We start from the raw sequence: 23,090 nt of genomic DNA, 5'->3' as shown, positions 1-23,090 counted from the left end.
ACGGGAGGAACTTATGGGGTGATGGGAAAATCGCTAAATTCGACCAATCAGTTTACAGAAAAGCATTATCAGGAATTGCCAATGTACATGAGCACTGATGAGGTACGTAACGCGTACCTCAAGTTCTTTGAAAGCAAAGGACACCAAATCGTAGAGAGTTCATCGTTAGTGCCGCACAACGATCCAACCCTGCTATTTACTAACGCAGGTATGAACCAGTTTAAAGATTGCTTCCTAGGCCTAGAAAAACGTGCTTATACACGCGCAACCACAGCACAGCGCTGTGTACGTGCTGGTGGTAAGCACAACGACCTAGAAAACGTTGGTTTCACTGCGCGTCACCACACTTTCTTTGAAATGCTGGGTAACTTCAGCTTTGGTGACTACTTCAAAGAAGATGCGATCTCATTTGCGTGGGAATTCCTGACTGACGTACTACAGCTACCAAAAGATCGTCTGCTAGTGACGGTATACCAGACAGATGATGAAGCATTCGACATCTGGAACAAGAAAGTTGGCGTACCGGCTGACCGTATCATCCGTATCGGTGATAAAGAAGGCGGTAAGGCGTTTGAGTCTGACAACTTCTGGCAGATGGGTGACACAGGCCCTTGTGGTCCTTGTACGGAAATTTTCTACGATCACGGCGCGCACATTGCCGGTGGTCCTCCAGGTTCTCCAGATGAAGACGGCGACCGTTTCATCGAGATCTGGAACAACGTATTTATGCAGTTCAACCGTCACGCAGACGGCACGATGGAACCGCTACCTAAGCCATCAGTAGATACTGGTATGGGTATCGAGCGTATCTCTGCGATCATGCAGGGCGTACACTCAAACTACGAAATCGACATCTTCCAGCGTCTGATCAAAGAAGCCGCTGCTGTGATCGGTTACGACGATCTGAGCAACCAATCACTGCGCGTTGTGGCTGACCACATCCGTTCATGTGCGTTCCTGATCGCTGATGGCGTGATGCCGTCAAACGAAGGCCGTGGCTACGTGCTACGCCGCATCATTCGTCGTGCAGTACGTCACGGTAACAAGCTTGGCGCGAAAGGCGCATTCTTCTTCAAGCTGGTTGGCCCACTGGCTGACGTGATGGGTAGCGCAGGCGAAGAGCTGAAGAAACAGCAGGAAATGGTTGAGAAAGTGCTGAAGATTGAAGAAGACAACTTCGGTCGTACGCTTGACCGTGGTATGGCGATTCTGGCAGAAGCACTGGACAACCTGGACGGTGAAGTACTGGACGGTGAAACCGTCTTTAAACTGTACGACACTTACGGCTTCCCAGCTGACCTGACGAACGACGTGGCGCGTGAGCGTGGTTTCTCTATCGATGAAGAAGGCTTCAACGATGCGATGGAATCTCAGCGTCAGCGTGCTCGTGATGCAGGCCAGTTCGGTGTGGATTACAACAGCGCAATCAAAGTCGACGCAGAAACGGCATTCTGTGGTTACAGCGCGACAGAAGGCGAAGCAACGGTTATCGCGCTATACCGCGATGGCGAGCAGGTTGACGGCGCTGATGCGGGCGAAGAAGTGCTGGTTGTGCTAGACAACACGCCATTCTACGCAGAGTCAGGCGGCCAGTGTGGTGACACCGGTGTATTGCACGCAGAAGGCATGCAGTTCAACGTGGCAGACACGCAGAAATTCGGCGCAGCGATCGGCCACAAAGGTCAGGTAGCCGCAGGCCGTTTGAGCGTGGGCGACAAGCTAAAAGCTAGCGTTGATGCAGCACGTCGTGCCGCAGTCAGCCTGAACCACTCAGCAACACACCTGATGCATGCTGCACTGCGTAACCTACTGGGTGAGCACGTGGCACAGAAAGGTTCTTTGGTGAAGCCTGACGGTCTGCGTTTTGACTTCTCTCACCTAGAAGCGGTGAAGCCAGAAGAACTGCGTGAAGTTGAGCGTGTCGTGAACGAGCAAATACGCCGTAACCACGCGATCAGCACGGACATCATGGATATTGAAGCCGCGAAAGAAAAAGGTGCGATGGCACTGTTTGGCGAAAAATATGATGACGAAGTTCGCGTATTGAGCATGGGTGATTTCTCGGTAGAACTGTGTGGTGGTATTCATGCTACTAACACCGGTGATATCGGTCTGTTCAAGATCATCTCTGAAGGCGGTATCGCAGCGGGTGTTCGCCGTATTGAAGCGGTAACCGGTGAAGCGGCTATCGCAGCACTGCACGCACAAGAAGCGCTACTGGCAGAAACAGCAAGCCTAGTGAAATCTGACGCGGCGTCTGTGGCAACAAAAGTGAGCGCACTGGTTGCACACAGCAAGCAGCTGGAAAAAGAAATTCAGCAGCTAAAAGACAAGCTAGCGGCACAAGAAAGTGCTGACCTTATCAACCAGGCGCAAGAGATCAACGGCGTGAAAGTCTTGATCGCGAAACTGGACGGTGCGGACAACAAAGCCCTACGTGGCATGGTTGACGAACTGAAGAACCAGATGGGCAGCGGTGTGGTTGTGCTGGGTAACGTCAGCGAAGGCAAAGTTGGCCTGATCGCGGGCGTAACCAAAGATCTGATCGGCAAAGTGAAAGCCGGTGATCTGGTTAACCTGGTGGCTCTACAAGTTGGCGGTAAGGGCGGTGGTCGTCCTGATATGGCACAAGCGGGTGGTACCGATGCAGCAGCACTTCCAGCTGCGCTAGAATCTGTAGCACCTTGGTTGGCTGACAAACTGTAAGAGTGGAGAGGTGCTGTGGCACTATTGGTGCAGAAATTTGGTGGCACATCGGTCGGTGATATCGAACGTATAGAAGCGGTTGCTGAGCGCGTGATTAAAGCGCGCCAGCAAGGCCATCAAGTTGTCGTCGTTGTGTCTGCCATGGCGGGCGAAACAAACCGTTTATTGGGTTTGGCTAAACAGGTTGATGACGTACCGAATCAGCGTGAGCTGGATGTCCTGTTATCAACAGGGGAGCAGGTCACGATTGCCTTATTGGCAATGGCATTGAATAAGCGCGGTTTCCGTGCCACCTCAATGACCGCTGATCAAGTCACCATCCGAACGGATAATGCATTTAATAACGCCAGCATCATTCAGGTAGACACTGAAAACCTGACGTCTCTGCTGAACGCGGGCCACATTGTTGTTGTGGCAGGCTTTCAGGGTCGTGATAGCGGTAACAACATCACGACCTTGGGACGCGGCGGCTCGGATACCACTGCGGTGGCCATTGCGAGTGCGCTGGGCGCGGATGAGTGCCAGATCTTTACCGATGTGGACGGGGTGTACACCACGGATCCTCGGTTAGTGACGGCGGCTCGCCGTTTGTCGACGATTCATTTCGATGATATGACGGCAATGGCACGTTTTGGTGCAAAAGTGCTACAATTACAGTCGGTTGAATATGCTCAATCGCATCAAGTTCCTTTACGCGTGTTGTCGTCCTTCGAGGATGGGGATGGCACGTTAGTTGACTTTTCCGTGTCGCAGCCTTGTGCTGCGGTCGGTGTCGCCGTCATGAGCCAGCAACTGCTGGTGCGTGTCGCGGCCCCGTTTAACGAGGTTGCAGAGCGTTTGACGCTGTTAGGCTTTGAAGCATGGTGCTATGCTGAGGAAAGTGATGCCACATTGGTTGTTGTTGCCAATGATGATTTAGCGCGATTGAAGTGGGGGCTAAGCAGCCCAACGGTGACAGTAGCAGGGGTATCGACCTTGTCGCTGGTCGGCGAACACGTTCATCAGCTGCAGGGATCATTGCACGCGGCACTGGCCGAATGTGGACTGACAATTTATCAACAAAAACAATCTGCACGTTGTTTATCCATCCTGATCGACAGTGCGGATCAGCAGTTAGCCGTTGATCATCTCCATAAAACGTTTGTGGTTGATGCAGAAAGTCTGGATAATCAAACATTCCTCGCTGTTTCTTGAGCAGTGAGCTTTTACGAAAAATGTAAAAATTGTTGGATACATCAACGTTAACTCTTATAAAGCTGAGATTACTCAAGGAGCACAAGAATGCTAATTTTGACACGTCGCGTAGGCGAAACGCTAATGATCGGTGATGAAGTAACTGTCACTGTACTAGGTGTAAAAGGTAACCAGGTACGTATTGGTGTAAATGCACCGAAAGAAGTGTCTGTGCACCGCGAAGAAATCTACATGCGCATTCAAGCAGAAAAAGAAACGGGTTCCCAGGGTTCTGGTAACTACTAATTTGAAGAAGGTCAGCCTATGTGCTGGCCTTTTTTCATTTCCCCTTATTACACGGCCTGAACAGGGAAAAATGGCGAAATACTCGGTTGTTACGCATGATTAATTGTCGTGTTGCCTATTAAGTGCGCATCCGCACCGTAAGTGTCATTTTTTCACAATAAAGTGTTTGACTTATTTTTGGCTGTCAGTAATATGGGCCCCCGCAAGACGGTGAGGTGGCCGAGAGGCTGAAGGCGCTCCCCTGCTAAGGGAGTATACGGTTTATAGCCGTATCGAGGGTTCGAATCCCTCCTTCACCGCCATTTCTTGTTTCAGGAAATGGAAGCTTGCACAGCGCGCTCGTAGCTCAGCTGGATAGAGTACCTGGCTACGAACCAGGCGGTCGGAGGTTCGAATCCTCCCGAGCGCGCCATTATTGAACAACACATGGCTCATTGAGCGGTGTGGATACAAACCGAATTAAGTGTGCGCTCGTAGCTCAGCTGGATAGAGTACCTGGCTACGAACCAGGCGGTCGGAGGTTCGAATCCTCCCGAGCGCGCCATTAATTTGTGTGGTGAGGTGGCCGAGAGGCTGAAGGCGCTCCCCTGCTAAGGGAGTATACGGTTTATAGCCGTATCGAGGGTTCGAATCCCTCCTTCACCGCCATTTATTTTGTTTTCAAGACTCTCACTTGATAACGAATGCCTGCGCGTCCGTAGCTCAGCTGGATAGAGTACCTGGCTACGAACCAGGCGGTCGGAGGTTCGAATCCTCCCGGACGCGCCATTATTGAACAACATATCGCTCATTGAGCGGTGTGGTTACAAACCGAATTAAGTGTGCGCTCGTAGCTCAGCTGGATAGAGTACCTGGCTACGAACCAGGCGGTCGGAGGTTCGAATCCTCCCGAGCGCGCCATTAATTTGTGTGGTGAGGTGGCCGAGAGGCTGAAGGCGCTCCCCTGCTAAGGGAGTATACGGTTTATAGCCGTATCGAGGGTTCGAATCCCTCCTTCACCGCCATTTATTCTCTTCAAGTTATCCTTGATACAGAATGCCTGCGCGTCCGTAGCTCAGCTGGATAGAGTACCTGGCTACGAACCAGGCGGTCGGAGGTTCGAATCCTCCCGGACGCGCCATCTCTTTTGAGATTACAATTTTCAAAAGTATCAACGGACTGTTACTTCATAGACATCACGTCTATAATACGAGATTCTGCGCGCTCGTAGCTCAGCTGGATAGAGTACCTGGCTACGAACCAGGCGGTCGGAGGTTCGAATCCTCCCGAGCGCGCCATTCTTCAAAAATTCTGATGATAGACTATTAGAATTCGTGTTCTGGCAACAGAATACAGCCTGCGCGTCCGTAGCTCAGCTGGATAGAGTACCTGGCTACGAACCAGGCGGTCGGAGGTTCGAATCCTCCCGGACGCGCCATTCTTTCTTAAGTACCAACGGATTGTTACTTATGCCAATGACGGAAACGCATTGGCTGTTAGGCGTTTGCTTAACACACCATATTCTGCGCGCTCGTAGCTCAGCTGGATAGAGTACCTGGCTACGAACCAGGCGGTCGGAGGTTCGAATCCTCCCGAGCGCGCCATTATTTAAGGGTATTGCCCTGATATTGCTCCAGCGATATCGAAAAGCCTGCGCGTCCGTAGCTCAGCTGGATAGAGTACCTGGCTACGAACCAGGCGGTCGGAGGTTCGAATCCTCCCGGACGCGCCATTATTTAAGGGTATTGCCCTGATCATGCTTTGGCATCATCGAAACACTGCGCGCTCGTAGCTCAGCTGGATAGAGTACCTGGCTACGAACCAGGCGGTCGGAGGTTCGAATCCTCCCGAGCGCGCCATTATTAAGGTCACTGACCTGATATTGCTTCGGTAATATCGAAAAGCCTGCGCGTCCGTAGCTCAGCTGGATAGAGTACCTGGCTACGAACCAGGCGGTCGGAGGTTCGAATCCTCCCGGACGCGCCATTATTTAAGGGTATTGCCCTGATTATGCTTTAGCATTATCGAAACACTGCGCGCTCGTAGCTCAGCTGGATAGAGTACCTGGCTACGAACCAGGCGGTCGGAGGTTCGAATCCTCCCGAGCGCGCCATCATTAAAAAGCTCAGCTTCGGCTGGGCTTTTTTTATGCCCTTTTTTCGCGTTGGTTATTTTGTCGACAAGATCGAATTATGGCGGATTGGCCGCCAGAGAATTAACCGACTGTGATACTCACCTCATAACCTCCCATCTTTCTGCTTTATTTTAGTGACATCAACTTATCAAATGCCGTTTACGTAAACGTCAGCTTAGGCCGGAGAATGCCCAGCCTGTCTGGCTTCATGCAGGGTCTGAGGCGTAGGGCGGGTGTGTAACAAGGAATGAATCGTGTGCTCTGTCCGGATTTTTCCGCTTATTTCGTAAAAGTACTACCAAATACGCAGAAATAGGTTAAATTATCGGCACAAATTGCGTTGTTGTTAATCATATTGACATAATTTTACGTGTCGTGATAATTGTTAACGCGCCTGTCACAAAACAATGAAAGGAAGCATTATGGCAGATTTAGGCCCTTTGTTGTGGGAAGCAGCAACGATCATGGTCACCGGTATGGTGGTGGTCTTTTTGTTTCTCAGTATCCTGATCTATCTCGTTCAATTGTTGGCGAAAGTTGCACCGAAAGATGCACCTCCAGCCCCTGTGGCTACTAAGCCCCCATCGACCGCCGTAAATCACCAAGGTGTGCAGCCTGAAGTCGTTGCTGCGATTTCCGCCGCCGTGCACCAGTACCGCAGGCAAAACGCCTGATCAAGAGGGAATCCTCCCCACCGGTTATTCGCAGACCCCGTCCCATTTGGTTAGGGTGAACGGTGCCTGTCTGCATGTGTGATTTTAGGACGTTATTTCTACAAGGAGTTTGTGAGCATGTCCAAGCCTTTAGCAATCACTGACGTTGTGTTACGTGATGCCCATCAGTCTCTCTTTGCCACTCGCCTACGTATTGACGACATGCTGCCCATTGCGGCGCAGCTGGACGAGATCGGCTACTGGTCGCTTGAAACCTGGGGAGGCGCAACATTTGATGCCTGTATCCGTTACCTCGGTGAAGATCCGTGGGAGCGCCTCCGTTTGCTGAAGCAAGCCATGCCAAAAACCCCGATGCAGATGCTGCTACGCGGCCAGAACCTGCTGGGCTACCGCCATTACGCCGATGACGTGGTGGAAAAATTTGTTGAGCGTGCCCACCACAACGGGATGGATGTGTTCCGTATCTTTGATGCGATGAACGATGTCCGTAACTTTGAAAAAGCGGTGAAAGCGACCGTAGATGTCGGTGCGCACGCGCAGGGGACGCTGTCTTACACCACCAGTCCGGTTCACAATGCTGATACCTGGGTAGATTTGGCGAAGCGTTTAGAAGATCTCGGCTGCCACTCTCTGTGTATCAAAGACATGTCTGGCTTGTTGAAGCCGTATGAAGCCGAAGAGCTGATCACCCGCATTAAAGCCTCGTGTGATATTCCACTGGCACTGCATTGCCATGCTACGACCGGTTTGTCGACCGCCACAGCGGTGAAAGCGGTGGAAGCGGGCATTGATATTCTCGATACCGCCATTTCTTCGATGAGCCAGACCTATGGCCATACGCCAACAGAAACCGTGATTGCGATGCTGCAAGGCACCGAGCGCGATACCCAGTTGGATCTGCAAAAGATTGAACCGATTGCCACTTACTTCCGTCAGGTACGTAAGAAATACGCCAAGTTTGAAGGCAGCCTGAAAGGGGTGGATGCCCGCATTCTGACCGCGCAAGTACCGGGCGGCATGCTGACCAACATGGAAAGCCAGCTGAAAGAGCAGGGTGCATCGGATCGTTTTGACGAAGTACTGGAAGAGATCCCACGCGTACGTGAAGACTTGGGCTTCATTCCGTTGGTGACTCCGACATCACAGATCGTAGGCACACAGGCGGTGATTAACGTACTGACCGGTGAGCGTTATAAGAGCATCAGCAAAGAAACAGCGGGCGTACTGAAAGGCGAATACGGTGTGGCACCGGCGCCTGTGAATGCCGAGCTGCAAGCGCGCGTACTGGACGGTGCAGCGCCGATCACGTGTCGTCCGGCTGATTTGTTGAAAGCCGAATTGCATACCCTGACTGATGAGCTGTTGGTCAAAGCCAAGGCAGAGAATATCCGTCTGGCGGAAGCGCAGGTGGATGACGTACTGACCTATGCGCTGTTCCCACAAGTGGGTCTGAACTTCCTGAAAAAACGCGGTGATGCGAGTGCCTTTGAACCGGCACCGGGCAGTGAGCCGGAAGTGAAAGCGCCGGTTGCAGCGGCTGCGCCTGTGGCGAAAGCCGGCGGTATTGAAGCGTACAGCGTGAAAGTGAACGGCCAGGTGTACAACGTGGAAGTGGGTCCGGAAGGTGAGTTGTCTTCGGTTTCTCCGGCGGCGGCCCCTGCAGCGGCTCCGGCTCCAGCGCCTGTCGCCAGTGCGGCTGAAGCGGTACCTGCACCGCTTGCAGGGAACATCTTTAAGATCCATGTGCAGCCGGGCCATCAGGTCTCTGAAGGGGATGTGCTAGTGATCCTCGAAGCGATGAAGATGGAAACGGAAGTGCGTGCTGCCCGCAGTGGTGTGGTGCAGGATCTGCATGTGAAAGAAGGGGATTCTGTCGCAGTAGGCTCACCGATCCTGAGCTTGACATAAGAGGGGACCATGGAAGGTTTATTAACACTCTGGAGTGAAACCGGGATCGCCCATTTTGAAATGGGTCAGATCATCATGATGCTGGTAGGCGCTGGCCTGTTGTTCCTGGCGATCAAAAAAGGCTTTGAGCCCCTGCTGTTATTACCGATGGGGTTCGGTGCCATTCTGGCGAACATTCCGAATGCGGGTTTTACGGAGCCGGGCGGCTTGTTGTACTACATCTACCACGTGGGGATCGAAACCGGGATTTTCCCGCTGTTGATCTTCATGGGGGTCGGTGCGATGACCGATTTCGGGGCGCTGATCGCGAACCCGAAAACCCTGCTTCTGGGGGCGGCGGCACAGTTTGGTATCTTCTTTACCTTGTTCGGTGCCATCTTCCTTAACGTGATCCCGGGGATGGACTTTACCCTTGCGGATGCCTCGTCGATTGCGATTATCGGGGGCGCGGACGGCCCAACGGCGATTTTCCTCGCCAGTAAGCTGTCGCCTGATCTGCTGGGTGCGATTGCGGTGGCGGCATACAGCTACATGGCATTGGTGCCGATCATTCAGCCACCGATCATGAAAGCACTGACCACACCGGAAGAGCGTAAGATCCAGATGAAGCAGCTGCGTGAAGTGAGCAAGACGGAAAAAGTCTTGTTCCCACTGGCGGTTTTGCTGATGACCATCCTGTTCTTGCCAACGGCCACGCCGCTGGTCGGGATGTTCTGTCTGGGTAACCTGATGCGTGAATCGGGCGTGGTGGATCGTCTGTCTAATACGGTACAGAACGAGCTGATCAACATCGTGACCATCATGCTGGGTTTAGGTGTTGGCTCTAAGCTGGCCGCTGAGCAGTTCCTGCAGTTTGAAACACTGGGTATTCTGGTGTTGGGTGCGGTGGCGTTCAGTGTCGGTACCGGCGGTGGTGTGTTGATGGCGAAAGTGCTCAACCGCTACAGCAAAGAAGACATCAACCCGCTCATTGGTGCGGCAGGGGTGTCGGCGGTACCGATGGCTGCCCGTGTGGTGAACAAGGTCGGTCTGGATGCCAACCCGCAAAACTTCCTGCTGATGCATGCGATGGGCCCGAACGTGGCCGGGGTACTGGGTTCGGCTGTGGCGGCAGGTATTCTGCTGGCCTTGGTAGGCGGTTAATTTCCCCTCGTCATCGTTAGATACATATTGAAACGGGTAGCCATCGTGCTACCCGTTTTTTTTTCAGTCAAATACGTTATTGTAGTGCCCTTTCAATAGTGAGTAGCGTGGGTGATACCACGGATTACCGATCGTAATGCGGGAAAGCCGCGTAGAGAAAACCAGAACAATGCTAGAGTTATTTCAAGGGGATGCCGCACTGTGGGTGCTGTTTAGTACCGGATTCCTCAGTGCGACATTATTGCCGGGCGGCTCGGAAGCCAGTTTGGTGGCGGCTTTGTCACTGGGGGATCACCCGGTGTGGGTGGTGGTGGCTATCGCCACGCTGGGCAATACCTTAGGCGGCATGACTAACTATTGGTTAGGCCGATTACTGCCCAATAAAACTTCTCAAGAAAAACACGGTCATAAAGCATTACTATGGCTTAAAAAATACGGCTACTGGTCGCTGCTTTTCAGTTGGTTACCCATCATCGGGGATCCTTTGTGTCTAGCGGCTGGTTGGCTGCGCATGCATCACTGGTTGAGCATGGTGCTGATTTTGCTCGGTAAAGCCGCCCGTTATGCGGTACTGGCGATGCTGGTTCAGGGTTTATTATAAGGAAGGCATTTGTGCAAAAGTGGATAGTGGGGATTGCGCTGATCTCACTGGCTGGTTGTAGCCAGCTGCAGTCGCAACACGAACAATCTGCCGCGTTACCCAAAGGGGTGACGCTGGTTGAGCAGGTAACAGCAGGGGCGACATCGGACACGCCGGTGATCCCGTACTCGAAATACACATTGTCCAACGGCCTGACTGTGGTCTTGCATGAGGATCACTCTGATCCGCTGGTGCATGTGGACGTCACCTACCACGTGGGCTCGGCTCGCGAAGAGTTGGGTAAATCGGGCTTTGCCCATTTCTTTGAACACATGATGTTCCAGGGCTCCGAGCATGTGGGCGATCAGGAACACTTCCGTTTGATCACCGAAGCGGGCGGTACCCTGAACGGCACGACTAACCGTGACCGTACCAACTACTTTGAAACCGTACCGGCCAATCAGCTGGAAAAAATGCTGTGGCTGGAAGCGGATCGCATGGGCTTCTTGCTTGGCGCTGTGTCCCAGAAGAAGTTTGAAATTCAGCGTTCCACCGTGAAAAACGAGCGCGCTCAGCGTTATGAAAACCGTCCGTACGGCTTGATGTATGAGCGCATGGGCGAAGCCCTGTTCCCGCGTACTCACCCGTATTCCTGGCAGCCGATTGGTTATGTGGAAGACTTGGATCGTGTTGATGTAAACGATCTGAAAGCCTTCTTCCTGCGCTGGTATGGCCCGAACAATGCCACTCTGACTATCGGTGGTGACATCGATAAAGCCCAGACGCTGGCGTGGGTTGAGAAATACTTTGGTTCGATTCCGCGTGGCCCGGAAGTGGACAAAGCCGCGAAGCAACCGGTGACGCTCGATCATAATTTGTACCTGACGCTGGAAGATAACATTCAGCAGCCGATGCTGTTGATGGCTTGGCCAACGTCGTACAACGGCGCAACCGATGAAGCCTCATTGGATATGCTGGCGCGCGTGATTGGCGGTGGCAAGAACAGCCTGATGTACCAGAACTTGGTGAAAACCGGCGAAGTGGTTGATGCGGGTGCGTTCCACGATTGTGCCGAGCTGGCCTGTACCATGTACGTGTATGCCATGGGCCAGAGCGGCGACAAAGGCGATTTGAAAACCTTACGCAGCAAAGTGACCGGTGTATTGAGTGAGTTGGGTAAAGACGGGGTAACCGCCCAGTCGGTTAATGAACTCAAAGGTATGGTGGAAGCCAGTGCCATCTTTGGTCTGCAAAGTGTCAGTGGCAAAGTGTCACAACTGGCGGCGTATGAAACTTTCTTTGGCGATCCGGGATACCTGAGTACAGAGCTGGGTAACCTGCGTGCCGTGACGCCACAAAGTATTGAACGTGCTTACGCGAAATACATTCAAAATCACCCAAGTGTCAGTTTGAGTGTGGTGCCAAAAGGCAAGACATCGCTGCAAGCGGCCACGCCAAACTTTACGCCGGCGCCGCGCATTATTCCTGAGCACAAACAGCTGAGCGAAGCGGATCTGAAAAAGCAGCTGCGTGAGCCTGTTGATGACTTTGATCGCTCTGTGATGCCACAACCGTCTTCACCTGTGGAAGCGGTGATGCCTGAGCTGTACCGCTTTACGTTGGCCAACGGTATCAAGGTGTTGGGTACCGAATACCAAGAAACCCCAACGGTCGAGTTGCAGCTTGTGGTACCCGCAGGGCGTCGTTTTGAGCCGCAAGGCAAAGCGGGTTTGGCACAGCTAACAGCGAGCATGATGCAGGAAGCGACCCAGACCTCGAGCGCCGAAGCGCTGTCTTCCAAATTGGATACCTTGGGCAGCAGCGTGAGTTTCAGTGCCGGTCAGTATGGCACGGTGATCTCTGTGGCGTCGTTGACCAAAAACCTGCCAGAGACCTTGGCAATCATGGAAGAGATGCTGTTTAAGCCGGGCTTCCATCAGGTGGATTTTGAACGCCTGAAAAAACAAGCGCTGGAAGGGATCATCTACGAGCACCAGAACCCATCATGGTTAGCCAGTCAGGCCAGCCGTGAAGTGCTATTCGGTGGCACCACATTCAGTTTGCCGCCGGAAGGCACGAAAGCCTCATTGGCCGCCATCACGTTGGAGGATGTGAAAGCCTTCTATCACCGTTACTACACCCCGAACGGGGCTGACATGGTGGTGATTGGCGATGTGGATCAGGCTGCGCTGCAACCGCAGTTATCGGCACTTGCTACGTGGCAGGGCATGCCTGCGCCGACATATAACACGCCAGCCTTACCGACCTTGCCAAAGCAAACGGTATGGATGGTCGACAAACCGGGAGCCCCACAAACGGTGATCCGTTTGGTGCGTCAGGGCATGCCGTACGATGCGACCGGTGAGTTGTATGAAACGCAACTGGCAAACTTCAATCTGGCCGGTAACTTCAACAGCCGGATTAACCTGAATCTGCGTGAAGATAAAGGCTATACCTACGGGGCGGGCGGTTATCAGAGCGGCGGTAAAGAAGTGGGCTTATCGACGTACTACGCACAGGTGCGTGCGGATGCCTCGGTCGCTTCAGTACAGGAGTTCCTGACCGAGTTGAACAAGATGGCGACCGAAGGGGTGACCGACAAAGAGTTGGACTTTATGCGTTTGGCGGTGGGGCAGAAAGACGCCTTGAACTACGAAACGCCAAGCAAAAAAGCCCAGCTGTTAGGGCAGATCCTGATGTATTCGTTGCCGGATAACTTTGTGGAAACCCGTAATGACATTGCCGCGTCGATCACCAAAGATCGCATTGATGCACTGGCGGCGAAGTGGTTCAACCCGAATGATTACCAGATCATCGTGGTGGGGGATGCCAAAAGCTTGAAACCGCAGTTCCAGGCGATGGGATTACCGGTACGTGATATGCGTCCGATGCAGTAATCGGCGTCAGTGACAGGGTGCCCCAAGACGGGGCGTCCAGGCGGTGTTTATCGCCACATTGACTGAGAAAGCCGGCCTTGTGCCGGCTTTCTTTTATCCTTCTCCCAGTGTGTGATTGTTTCTGCTGGGTAAAAGTGTTTCGATGTAATAATCGTGGCATTCATTAACAATAATGATTACTCTACGTCACTGAGTTGTTAATGATTGAGTATCACCGTGATGAACTTTTCACAGAAATTGCAGCAGGTCGCTGCAAATCCGGACGCACTGACCCAACTAGGGCGTGGTCTTGAGCGTGAAGCACTGCGTATGACGCAAAATGGGCAGTTATCGACAGATCCCCATCCTGTCGGGTTAGGTTCGGCACTGACGAATAAATGGATCACCACCGACTTTGCAGAGTCACTGATGGAGTTTATCACTCCGGTGTCTCATGAGGTGGATCACCTGCTTAACCAGCTCAGTGATATTCATCAATTTACCTATTTAAAGCTGAACAATGAGCAGCTGTGGCCGATGTCGATGCCGTGTTTTGTCGGTTGTGAAGATGACATCGTGCTGGCCCAATACGGCACGTCCAATACCGGTCGTATGAAAACCCTGTACCGCGAAGGCCTGAAACACCGCTACGGCAGTGTGATGCAGGTGATCTCTGGGGTTCACTTCAATTTCTCTTTCCCGGATGCCTTCTGGGATCAACTGTTTGGTGAGCAATCTCCGGAAGCGCGTCAGGCGTCAGTATCGGATGCATACTTTGCCCTGATCCGTAACTACTACCGTTTTGGCTGGCTGATCCCGTACCTGTTTGGTGCATCCCCCGCCCTGTGTGGCTCATTCCTGGAAGAAAGCGGTACGGATTTACCGTTTGAAAAAGTGGGTCGTGGTACCTACTTCCTGCCTACCGCAACGGCACTGCGCCTGAGCGATTTGGGTTACACTAACCATGAGCAAAGCTCGCTGAAGATCGGCTTTAACAGCCTGGATCAGTACCTTGATGGCTTGCGCCGTGCGATCCGTACCCCTTCAGAGAACTTTGCCGAAATCGGCGTGAAAGTGGATGGCGAATATCGTCAGCTTAATGCCAATGTGCTACAAATTGAGAACGAACTGTACGCGCCGATCCGTCCGAAGCGTGTGACACAGCGTGGTGAAAAACCGTCTGAAGCCTTGAGCCGTGGCGGTGTGGAATACATTGAAGTGCGCTCACTGGATGTGAACCCGTTCAGCCCGATTGGTATTACCGCTGATCAGGTACGTTTTCTGGATGTCTTCCTGACGTGGGCGGTGTTGTCGCCATCGGCAGATATGGATGACAGTGAGTTGGCGTGCTGGCGTGACAACTGGAACCGCGTGGTGCTGGATGGCCGTAATCCTGAGCTGGAGCTGAAAATTGGTTGTGCCGGTGAGCGTCTGACGCTACAAGCATGGGGTACCCGTGTGTTTGCTGAGCTCAATGAAGTGGCGAAAGCCATGGATGCTGCCGCCGGAAATGATGCCTACCAGCAGACCATTGCCCGCCTGCAAACCTGGATTGATGATCCTTCACTGACACTATCGGCTCAGTTGCTGACGCAGATCCGCGAACAACAAGGCATTGGCGCGGTCGGTAAAGGTTTGGCGCAAGCGCATACCGATACGCTACTGACCTCACCGTTTCGTTTCTACAGCGTTGAGCAGTTTGAGCAAGAAAGCCAGGACTCGCTAGCGAAACAGCAGCAGATTGAACAGGCAGATACCTTGTCGTTTGATGCGTTCTTGGATGAGTACTTTGCCGATATCAAGGCGGATATGCAGGCTGACGCCTCGGTGGATCACACTGCGTAAGCCATTCGGTTTTGATAACAATCGACAGATAAAAAAATGGGCAGCGACCGTGCTGCCCAGAAGAAATTTCGCAGGGATGATAGGCAGTATTCGCTGCCTGTCATTTTTTATGACCGCAAGGATGGTGATAGGTTCCATGGTTGCAAATTATTCGCGACGTTTTTCCCGCTTGTTTTTCCTTTTCGCAGCCGCCCTCGTGCTTTCAGGCTGTGCCACTGCGCCTCCCAAACACCAATCTAATCTGTGTGACATTTACCGTGAATATCCGGACTGGTATGACGCCTCGCTGGATATGCAGGACGAATGGGGCACCCCTATGCAGGTGGCGATGGCCATCATTAAGCAAGAAAGCAGCTTCCGCCATGATGCCCGTCCGCCGAAAAAATACGTGTTGGGCTTCATTCCGTGGGGGCGCGTGAGCAGTGCATACGGTTATGCGCAGGCGCAGGATCCGGCGTGGGAAGATTACCAAAAGGCGACCGGCAATGGCGGTTCGCGCACCGACTTTGCCGATTCCATGATGTTTGTCGGCTGGTACACCTCTGAAACCCAGAAACAGTTAGGCATTTCTAAATGGGATACCTACAACCAGTATCTGGCGTACCACGACGGACGCGGTGGCTATCAGCGTGGCACGTATAAACGTAAGCCGCAATTGATGAAAATCTCCCGTCGCGTGGCGCAGCAAGCCAAAGACTACGGTTGGCAATTAAAGCAGTGTCGTAAGGAATTAGACGACAACCGCAGCTGGTGGCCGTTTTAAGTGAGCGGTATCAGGCCAAGGTAGGCAGACGGGCGAAACTTGCTGTGTTTGCGTACCTTGGTATAAGGTTGAGGAACAACAAGACTCATGACAGTCACCGGTGACGTGGGATGCGTGACCGGTGCATGAGCAGGCCAAGGAGTAAGGAAGCAATGCCTCTATTAGACAGTTTTACCGTCGACCACACCCGCATGCACGCGCCCGCTGTGCGTGTTGCCAAAACCATGCAAACCCCGAAAGGGGACACCATCACCGTGTTTGATCTGCGCTTTTGCCGTCCTAACGCAGATATCCTGAGCGAGCGTGGGATCCACACGCTGGAACATCTGTATGCCGGCTTTATGCGAGATCACCTCAATTCCGAGCAGGTGGAAATCATCGATATCTCGCCAATGGGATGCCGCACCGGTTTTTATATGAGCCTGATTGGCACACCGAGCGAGCAGCAGGTCGCAGATGGCTGGTTGGCCGCGATGGAAGATGTGCTGAAGGTGGCCTCACAAGATCAAATCCCTGAGCTGAACGAATACCAGTGTGGCACATACAGCATGCACTCACTCAATGAAGCGCAAGCCATTGCCAAAGCGATCATCGCCCAAGGGATCAGCGTGAATAAAAATGATGACTTGGCACTGCCCGGGGAATTATTGAAAAGCCTCAGTGTGAAGTAAAAAACAAAGCCGGCGTTATGCCGGCTTTGTCGTGTTGACATGTCGGTGAGCGCTAACCGGTTTTTTGTAACTGGTTAGGCAGAATGCGCACGGTTTTGATCATGTTATCGGCCACTTCGATGATTTCCATTTGGTAGCCGGACACTTCAATGCTGAGTTGGCTATCCGGGATATCTTCCAAGTGTTCGAGGATCAAGCCGTTCAGGGTACGCGGGCCGTCGGTCGGCAGCACCCAGTTCAGGCTCTTGTTCAAATCCCGGATATTGGCGCTGCCTTCAATGATCAGGCTGCCGTCCGCTTGCGGGGTGATTTCTTCGGCCAGCGTCGGGCTGATTGAGGTGGTAAATTCACCGACGATTTCTTCCAGAATGTCTTCGAGGGTGATCAAGCCCTGAATGTCGCCGTACTCATCCACAATCAGGCCGATGCGCTGTTTATTGCGCTGGAACTTGAGCAGCTGAATATTGAGCGGTGTGCCTTCCGGAATGAAATAGACCTCATCGGCCGCACGCAGCAGGTTCTCTTTGCTGAAGTCATTCTTGTCCATCATCATGCGGTAGGCTTCGCGCACCCGCAGCATGCCCACCACTTCATCAATGTTATCGCGGTAGAGCACAATGCGGCCGTGGGCAGAGTGGCTGAGCTGGCGCACAATGGATTTCCAGTCATCGTTGACATTAATGGCGGCGATCTCGTTGCGTGGCACCATCAAATCTTCCACCGTGACATTTTCCAGATCCAGAATCGACAGCAGCATGTCTTGGTGGCGGCGCGGGATCAGCCCACCGGCTTCATTCACCACGGTGCGCAATTCGTCAGAGCTTAAGTCGGCATCATCATTGTTATTCACGCGCAGGCCGACCAGTCGCAGGAAGCCGTTGGTAATGGCATTGACGAACACCACAAGCGGGTAGAGCAGCTTCATCAGGATTTGCAGCAGAACACTGCTGGCGTAGGAAACCCGTTCTGGGTAAAGGGCGGCCAGGGTTTTCGGGGTGACTTCGGCAAACACCAGCACTACTAAGGTGAGGGCACCGGTCGCAATGGCGACACCCATGTCGCCGTACAGGCGCATGCCGAGGATTGTGGCAATGGCTGAGGCGAGGATATTGACCAGGTTGTTACCGATGAGGATCAGGCCGATCAATCGGTCGGGGCGAGAGAGGAGTTTTTCCACCCGTTTCGCGCCCCGGTGTCCCTGGTTGGCGAGATGCCTCAATTTGTAGCGGTTGAGGGCCATCATGCCGGTTTCAGAACCGGAAAAATATCCGGAAATGACGAGAAGTAATATCAGGAGGGAGAATAAGACCCCCGTGGATATATCGTCCAAAAAACTCTATCCTTAACGTTTCTGTTACATGAACTGTGAACCCAGATCCTCTGGGTGTCAATGCACGGCGGGCGAATTCCCCGCCGTGAGCATTAGGCCCCGATAATGACTTCTTTCACAAATCGGCTGCCAAAGTAAGCCAGGGTCAATAAGAACGCCCCGATCAGGCTGAACCAGACCACACTGCGGCCTCGCCATCCTCTTTGATAGTGCCCCCAAAGCAGCACGCTGTAAACCGCCCACGCCATTAACGACAACACGGCTTTGTGGGTTTTTCCTTGTACCAGCCAGTCATGAATAAACACATAGCCTGACAGTAAAGTCACGGTGAGCAGGCTGTTTCCGACTAAAATGATCTTGAAAAGCTGACGTTCCACCATCATTAAAGGGGGAATGTTCGGGTTAATCGCCAGACTCTTCTTATTTTTGAGTTTGTGATCCAGCCAGGCCAGTTGAATGGCATATAAGGTGGCAATCATCAAGGTAGAATAAGAGAACAACGCCAGCGAGATATGCAGCAGCACCGCCGGGTGGGTTTCTAAGTGGGTAATAAAGGCACCCGGTAAGAAGGTAGCCGCCAGCAAGTTAATGGCCGCGAAGCTGTATACCACGGGCAGAAGAAACCACACGCGCATCTTGAGCATGGCGACGGTGGTGATCCCCGCAATCAGTACGCTGATCATGGACGCCACATTCAGAATGCTGAGGTTTTGGCCGATGCCCCCTAAGATCAGATTTTTGAGCAATAGGATATGTAAGGCGATGGCCGCCAGCGCACAGAAAAAGACAGGCCGCGTTTTGATCCCGTTGCTGTTGGTTAATCCCGGCACCACAAGCCCAAGGGCAGAAAAGTAAAGACAAGTAGCCAGTAAGGCTATCAACATATCCATAGTAAACTTGACTATTTAAGATGGTAAGAGTTCGCAAGTATACCTTGCCAGCCGTCAGGCTGCCACGGCAAAGCGGCTTTCCCCGTGATACGCAGGCGGTTTTGTAAGGCGATATCACAGCGAAAGTGGCCGTGAGGGCATGAAAGCGAAGGGAAGATTGCGTTATACTAGCCAGATCTTACCGATTTTAGATGCGTAACGAGCGAGTAGCACATGTTCGAAAATTTAACGGAGCGTTTATCGCGAACGCTTAAGAATGTCAGTGGCCGTGGCCGTTTGACCGATGACAACATCAAAGATACGCTGCGTGAAGTCCGCATGGCGTTACTCGAAGCTGATGTTGCGCTTCCAGTTGTTCGTGATTTCGTCAAGCGCGTAAAAGAGCGCGCAGTAGGGACAGAAGTTTCTAAAAGCCTGACGCCGGGTCAGGAGTTCATCAAGATCGTTCAGGCTGAGCTTGAAGCGGTCATGGGTGACTCGAACGAAGATTTGAATCTGGCGAGCCAGCCACCGGCGGTGATCCTGATGGCGGGTCTGCAGGGTGCCGGTAAAACCACCAGTGTGGGTAAACTGGGTAAGCTGCTAAAAGAACGCCAGAAGAAGAAAGTGCTGGTGGTGTCGGCGGACGTTTACCGCCCGGCGGCGATCAAACAGCTAGAAACCCTAGCGGGCGACATCGGTATTGATTTCTTCCCATCATCGGCGGATCAAAAGCCGGTGGACATCGTGACAGCGGCACACGCTGAAGCGAAACTGAAATTCTATGACGTGCTGATCGTCGATACCGCCGGTCGTCTGCACGTTGACAGCGAAATGATGGACGAAATTAAAGACGTTCATCAGGTGCTAAACCCAGTTGAAACCCTGTTCGTGGTCGATGCCATGACGGGTCAGGATGCGGCCAACACAGCCAAAGCGTTTGATGAAGCGCTACCGCTGACCGGTGTGATCCTAACCAAAGTTGATGGTGATGCCCGTGGTGGTGCGGCGCTGTCTGTACGTCACATTACCGGTAAGCCAATTAAATTCCTGGGTGTGGGTGAGAAAACCGACGCCCTAGAACCGTTCCATCCGGACCGTGTCGCGTCACGTATTCTGGGTATGGGTGACGTACTGTCGCTGATCGAAGATCTTGAGCGTAACGTTGACCGTGAAAAAGCGGAGCAACTGGCGAAGAAGTTCAAAGAGAAGAAAGGCTTTGATCTGGAAGACTTCCGTGGCCAGCTGCAGCAGATGAAAAACATGGGCGGCATGATGGGGATGCTGGATAAGCTACCAGGCATGTCACAGCTGCCAGACGATGTAAAAGACAAAGTCGACGACAAAATGTTTGTGCAGATGGAAGCGATCATTAACTCCATGACGCCTGCTGAGCGTGAACGTCCGGAAATCATCAAAGGGTCACGCAAGAAGCGTATCGCGATGGGTTCAGGTACACAGGTACAAGACGTTAACCGTCTGCTTAAGCAGTTCACCCAAATGCAGAAAATGATGAAGAAGATGCAGAAGGGCGGCATGAAGAACATGATGCGCAACATGAAAGGCATGATGCCGGGTGGCGGTATGTTCGGTCGCTAAGCGGCATGAACCCTTGAATCTATTGGGTTTGGGGATAGGAATACTCTTTTACTGGTGAAAAAATAGCTAAAGCGGTTGCATTCGTCAGTTTTAGGAGTAAAATTCCCGAGCTTAATTTGGCACGGGCCTCGTTATGATTCCATAGCGGGGCCAATTTAATTTACAGTAATGCAAAGAGGACGATATGGTAACCATTCGTTTGGCACGTCACGGCGCTAAAAAGCGTCCATTTTATCACATCGTTGTTGCTGACGCTCGCGCTGCACGCGACGGTCGTAACATCGAGAAACTAGGCTTCTTCAACCCGCTAGCTAAGGGTCAGGAAGAGCGTCTACGTCTAGACCTAGACCGTGTTAACCACTGGGTAGGTCAAGGCGCAGCTGTGTCTGACCGCGCAGCTAAGCTAATCAAAGACGCTGCTAAAGCGGCTTAATTAGTGACAGGTAGCAGAGAGACGATGAGTACACAAGACCGTATTGTTGTCGGGAAACTTGGCGCCACTTATGGCATCAAGGGCTGGCTCAAAGTTTTTTCTTACACCGAAGATGCTGAAAGCATTTTTTCCTTCCAGCCTTGGCTTGTGAAAGTAAAAGGTGAATGGAAAGAACTTCACGTTGAATCGTGGAAGCGTCATGGTCAGGGTCTTGTAGCGAAGATTGAAGGTTTGAATGTCCGCGAGGATGCACAAATGTTCACCAACGCTGAAGTCTCTGTAATGGCTGACCAACTACCAACCTTGTCAGAAGATGAATTCTACTGGCGTGAATTGTTTGGCATGACAGTTGTGACAACCGAAGGTTACGACCTAGGTAAAGTGACTGACATCCTGGAAACAGGGTCAAACGATGTGTTGGTGGTGAAGGCTAACCTGAAGGATGCTTTTGGCCAGAAGGAACGTCTCATCCCGTTCCTCGATGAGCAGGTCATCAAGTCGATTGATCGCACTGCTCAGCGGATCGAAGTTGACTGGGATCCTGGATTTTAATCCCCGGTAATAGGTGAACAAATGAAGGTAGGCATTATCAGCCTGTTTCCTGACATGTTTAACGCCATTACCAATTTTGGGGTGACAGGCCAGGCGGTAAAAAAAGGCCTTTTGTCAGTGGAAACGTGGAATCCTCGTGATTTTACCCACGACAAACACCGTACGGTCGATGATCGACCATATGGTGGCGGACCTGGCATGCTAATGATGGTGCAGCCTTTGCGCGACGCTATTCATGCTGCCAAACAGTCTGTAGAAGGTCAGGCTAAAGTCATCTACCTTTCCCCTCAGGGCCGTAAGCTTGATCAAGCGGGTGTTGAGGAGCTTGCGCAGAATGAGAATCTGATCCTCATCTGTGGCCGCTATGAAGGGGTAGATGAGCGCATTATCCAACAAGAGGTAGACGAAGAATGGTCTATCGGAGATTTTGTGCTGACGGGTGGTGAACTGCCTGCCATGACGCTGGTGGACGCAGTCGTCCGGTTTGTACCGGGTGTACTGGGAGACTTTGCGTCGGCGGAAGAAGATTCTTTCGCGAATGGCTTGTTAGATTGCCCTCATTACACACGTCCTGAAGTGTTGGACGGACAAGAAGTCCCTAAGGTCTTATTGTCAGGCAACCACAAGGACATTAGTCGCTGGCGATTGAAACAATCGTTAGGCCGCACATGGCTACGAAGACCAGAGCTCCTGGAAAACCTAGCTCTGACTGACGATCAGGAATTCTTGCTCACGGAATTTATCCGTGAATATAAAGCAAGCAATTAATTAATTTAGTATCAGTTTATTCTAGGGTATATACCAATGAGTAACATCATTAAGCAGCTCGAAGACGAGCAACTAAAACAAGACCTACCTACTTTCGCACCAGGTGACACTGTTGTTGTACAAGTTAAGGTAAAAGAAGGTGATCGCTCACGTCTACAGGCGTTTGAAGGCGTTGTAATCGCTAAGCGTAACCGTGGTCTACATTCTGCATTCACTGTTCGTAAGATCTCTAACGGTGAAGGTGTTGAGCGTGCGTTCCAAACTCACTCTCCAGTAGTTGACAGCATTACTGTTAAGCGTCGTGGTGCAGTACGTCGTGCCAAGTTGTACTACCTACGTGAGCGTTCTGGTAAAGCAGCACGTATCCGCGAAAAACTATCTAAGTAATTCGCGACGCGTAAGACGTTTAAATGAAAAAGCCCACCGCAAGGTGGGCTTTTTTTTGTCTGAAATTTACAGCGAGTCGCGAGTTTGAAGGGACGAGCAAGAGCGGGAAAAGCAACAGCGGTGCTATGGTCCTGAGGCCCTATGGAAATTAAACAGAGGCGAGTTTACGAAAAATGGGTATCGGGTAAAAGCGGTGCTATGGTCCTAGGGCCCTATGGAAATAAAGAACAGGGGAAGGTTGTCTCTCGAATGAGCCGTGGCATCCTGCCTGCAGGACCACAGGACCACAGGACCACAGGACCACAGGACCACAGGACCACAGGACCACAGGACCACAGGACCACAGGACCACAGGCCCACAGGCCCACAGGCCCCCAGCACCACAGGACCACAC

18 protein-coding genes and 15 tRNA genes are annotated in these 23,090 nt (G+C 52.3%); 31 read left to right on the top strand and 2 right to left on the bottom strand.

From position 1 onward, the window contains the following. Window positions 1-81 precede the first annotated feature (81 nt). The 26 genes from alaS to luxS all read left to right on the top strand — a co-directional run bounded on the left by alaS (window position 82) and on the right by luxS (window position 16,758). Window positions 82-2,706 (top strand): alanine--tRNA ligase, encoded by a 2,625-nt coding sequence (alaS, locus tag ABT58_RS19720; RefSeq protein ID WP_047876159.1) that lies wholly within the window; start codon window positions 82-84, stop codon window positions 2,704-2,706. A 15-nt stretch (window positions 2,707-2,721) separates the two neighbouring features. Beyond that, on the top strand, window positions 2,722-3,900 hold the full coding sequence (locus ABT58_RS19715) for an aspartate kinase (RefSeq protein WP_047876158.1): 1,179 nt from the start codon (window positions 2,722-2,724) through the stop codon (window positions 3,898-3,900). Between the two features lie 87 nt (window positions 3,901-3,987). Then, window positions 3,988-4,185, top strand: a complete 198-nt coding sequence (csrA, locus tag ABT58_RS19710; protein WP_036818084.1) for a carbon storage regulator CsrA — start codon at window positions 3,988-3,990, stop codon at window positions 4,183-4,185. Between the two features lie 209 nt (window positions 4,186-4,394). Then, a tRNA-Ser gene (locus tag ABT58_RS19705) sits at window positions 4,395-4,487 on the top strand. A 33-nt stretch (window positions 4,488-4,520) separates the two neighbouring features. Next, window positions 4,521-4,597, top strand: a tRNA-Arg gene (locus tag ABT58_RS19700). A gap of 55 nt (window positions 4,598-4,652) precedes the next feature. Beyond that, window positions 4,653-4,729 (top strand) — tRNA-Arg (locus ABT58_RS19695). Window positions 4,730-4,740: 11 nt separating this feature from the next. After that, window positions 4,741-4,833: transfer RNA gene (locus ABT58_RS19690), tRNA-Ser, on the top strand. 43 nt (window positions 4,834-4,876) lie between these two features. Then, a tRNA-Arg gene (locus ABT58_RS19685) sits at window positions 4,877-4,953 on the top strand. A 55-nt stretch (window positions 4,954-5,008) separates the two neighbouring features. Next, window positions 5,009-5,085, top strand: a tRNA-Arg gene (locus ABT58_RS19680). Between the two features lie 11 nt (window positions 5,086-5,096). Next, a tRNA-Ser gene (locus tag ABT58_RS19675) sits at window positions 5,097-5,189 on the top strand. 39 nt (window positions 5,190-5,228) lie between these two features. After that, a tRNA-Arg gene (locus ABT58_RS19670) sits at window positions 5,229-5,305 on the top strand. Window positions 5,306-5,385: 80 nt separating this feature from the next. Beyond that, window positions 5,386-5,462: transfer RNA gene (locus ABT58_RS19665), tRNA-Arg, on the top strand. A gap of 63 nt (window positions 5,463-5,525) precedes the next feature. Next, a tRNA-Arg gene (locus ABT58_RS19660) sits at window positions 5,526-5,602 on the top strand. An 89-nt stretch (window positions 5,603-5,691) separates the two neighbouring features. Then, window positions 5,692-5,768 (top strand) — tRNA-Arg (locus tag ABT58_RS19655). Window positions 5,769-5,819: 51 nt separating this feature from the next. Continuing rightward, a tRNA-Arg gene (locus tag ABT58_RS19650) sits at window positions 5,820-5,896 on the top strand. 50 nt (window positions 5,897-5,946) lie between these two features. Further along, window positions 5,947-6,023 (top strand) — tRNA-Arg (locus tag ABT58_RS19645). A gap of 50 nt (window positions 6,024-6,073) precedes the next feature. Continuing rightward, window positions 6,074-6,150: transfer RNA gene (locus ABT58_RS19640), tRNA-Arg, on the top strand. Window positions 6,151-6,200: 50 nt separating this feature from the next. Then, window positions 6,201-6,277: transfer RNA gene (locus ABT58_RS19635), tRNA-Arg, on the top strand. Window positions 6,278-6,720: 443 nt separating this feature from the next. After that, a complete protein-coding gene (locus ABT58_RS19630; RefSeq protein ID WP_047876157.1) occupies window positions 6,721-6,972 on the top strand; it encodes an oxaloacetate decarboxylase subunit gamma in 252 nt (83 codons plus the stop codon). A 117-nt stretch (window positions 6,973-7,089) separates the two neighbouring features. Next, window positions 7,090-8,880 carry a sodium-extruding oxaloacetate decarboxylase subunit alpha gene (gene oadA, locus ABT58_RS19625; protein WP_047876156.1) on the top strand — a complete coding sequence of 597 codons (1,791 nt, stop codon included), beginning with the start codon at window positions 7,090-7,092 and terminating at the stop codon, window positions 8,878-8,880. A 9-nt stretch (window positions 8,881-8,889) separates the two neighbouring features. After that, the gene (locus ABT58_RS19620) at window positions 8,890-10,023 is read left to right on the top strand and encodes a sodium ion-translocating decarboxylase subunit beta (protein WP_047876155.1); all 1,134 of its coding nucleotides are present in this window, start codon (window positions 8,890-8,892) and stop codon (window positions 10,021-10,023) included. Between the two features lie 169 nt (window positions 10,024-10,192). Then, complete coding sequence (locus ABT58_RS19615; protein WP_047876154.1) at window positions 10,193-10,624, top strand: YqaA family protein; 432 nt, start codon at window positions 10,193-10,195, stop codon at window positions 10,622-10,624. Between the two features lie 11 nt (window positions 10,625-10,635). Further along, the gene (locus ABT58_RS19610; protein ID WP_047876153.1) at window positions 10,636-13,500 is read left to right on the top strand and encodes a M16 family metallopeptidase; all 2,865 of its coding nucleotides are present in this window, start codon (window positions 10,636-10,638) and stop codon (window positions 13,498-13,500) included. 219 nt (window positions 13,501-13,719) lie between these two features. Continuing rightward, window positions 13,720-15,324 carry a glutamate--cysteine ligase gene (gshA, locus tag ABT58_RS19605; RefSeq protein WP_047876152.1) on the top strand — a complete coding sequence of 535 codons (1,605 nt, stop codon included), beginning with the start codon at window positions 13,720-13,722 and terminating at the stop codon, window positions 15,322-15,324. 136 nt (window positions 15,325-15,460) lie between these two features. Then, window positions 15,461-16,087, top strand: coding sequence for a transglycosylase SLT domain-containing protein (locus tag ABT58_RS19600; RefSeq protein ID WP_047876151.1), 627 nt, complete (start codon window positions 15,461-15,463; stop codon window positions 16,085-16,087). 152 nt (window positions 16,088-16,239) lie between these two features. After that, on the top strand, window positions 16,240-16,758 hold the full coding sequence (luxS, locus tag ABT58_RS19595) for an S-ribosylhomocysteine lyase (protein ID WP_047876150.1): 519 nt from the start codon (window positions 16,240-16,242) through the stop codon (window positions 16,756-16,758). 52 nt (window positions 16,759-16,810) lie between these two features. On the opposite strand, the gene ABT58_RS19590 is transcribed toward luxS, so the two are convergent. Next, the gene (locus ABT58_RS19590; protein ID WP_047876149.1) at window positions 16,811-18,088 is read right to left on the bottom strand and encodes an HlyC/CorC family transporter; all 1,278 of its coding nucleotides are present in this window, start codon (window positions 18,086-18,088) and stop codon (window positions 16,811-16,813) included. Between the two features lie 92 nt (window positions 18,089-18,180). Beyond that, a complete protein-coding gene (locus ABT58_RS19585; protein ID WP_047876148.1) occupies window positions 18,181-18,978 on the bottom strand; it encodes a cytochrome C assembly family protein in 798 nt (265 codons plus the stop codon). A 213-nt stretch (window positions 18,979-19,191) separates the two neighbouring features. Between ABT58_RS19585 and ffh the strand changes: the two genes are divergently transcribed. From ffh to rplS, 5 genes are all read left to right on the top strand, one after another. Beyond that, complete coding sequence (gene ffh / locus ABT58_RS19580; protein ID WP_047876147.1) at window positions 19,192-20,556, top strand: signal recognition particle protein; 1,365 nt, start codon at window positions 19,192-19,194, stop codon at window positions 20,554-20,556. 184 nt (window positions 20,557-20,740) lie between these two features. After that, the gene (gene rpsP / locus ABT58_RS19575; RefSeq protein WP_047876146.1) at window positions 20,741-20,989 is read left to right on the top strand and encodes a 30S ribosomal protein S16; all 249 of its coding nucleotides are present in this window, start codon (window positions 20,741-20,743) and stop codon (window positions 20,987-20,989) included. Window positions 20,990-21,013: 24 nt separating this feature from the next. Next, window positions 21,014-21,541 carry a ribosome maturation factor RimM gene (gene rimM / locus ABT58_RS19570; protein ID WP_047876145.1) on the top strand — a complete coding sequence of 176 codons (528 nt, stop codon included), beginning with the start codon at window positions 21,014-21,016 and terminating at the stop codon, window positions 21,539-21,541. A gap of 21 nt (window positions 21,542-21,562) precedes the next feature. Next, window positions 21,563-22,309, top strand: a complete 747-nt coding sequence (gene trmD / locus ABT58_RS19565) for a tRNA (guanosine(37)-N1)-methyltransferase TrmD (RefSeq protein WP_047876144.1) — start codon at window positions 21,563-21,565, stop codon at window positions 22,307-22,309. Window positions 22,310-22,345: 36 nt separating this feature from the next. Beyond that, the gene (gene rplS / locus ABT58_RS19560) at window positions 22,346-22,696 is read left to right on the top strand and encodes a 50S ribosomal protein L19 (protein ID WP_047876143.1); all 351 of its coding nucleotides are present in this window, start codon (window positions 22,346-22,348) and stop codon (window positions 22,694-22,696) included. The last annotated feature ends 394 nt before the right edge of the window (window positions 22,697-23,090 follow it).

This window comes from Photobacterium aphoticum (assembly GCF_001029435.1).
Classification (GTDB): Bacteria; Pseudomonadota; Gammaproteobacteria; order Enterobacterales; family Vibrionaceae; genus Photobacterium; species Photobacterium aphoticum.
Note: the sequence above shows the minus strand (reverse complement) of the source record. Positions and strands in the feature narration are given on the sequence as shown.